This is a genomic window from Paraburkholderia sp. SIMBA_054, assembly GCF_046534875.1.
GTDB classification, from domain to species: Bacteria; Pseudomonadota; Gammaproteobacteria; order Burkholderiales; family Burkholderiaceae; genus Paraburkholderia; species Paraburkholderia hospita.
The window spans coordinates 1-267 of record NZ_JAWRXV010000890.1; the positions used below are offsets into that span (position 1 = coordinate 1).

The 267-nt window shown below is 69.7% G+C and carries 1 pseudogene; it reads right to left on the reverse strand.

The window, feature by feature from the left end:
- Positions 1 to 267: pseudogene (locus SB822_RS57690) on the reverse strand (protein kinase); the annotation flags it as partial.

A 267-nucleotide genomic window follows, 5' to 3' on the forward strand; every position in this document is an offset into this window, starting at 1 on the left:
CGGATGCGGACGTTGCTGTGGTCGGATTCGTTGTTGCTGCACTTGCGGTGCTGGTCGCCGCTGTCGCCGCTGCCTCGCTCGCTTGCGTCGCCGACGACGCCGCTTCCTCCACCCGCCCCTGCGACGTGCCCGTAGCCAGTTGCGTTTCGCTATGACGGTTCGGCGCGGAGCGCCACGCATAGACGGCGACCGCCGCCGCGCAAATCACCGCGAAGCCGGCGAGTCCCGCCTTCGCCAATGTCCCCGACTTCTCCGCGCGCGCCTCGT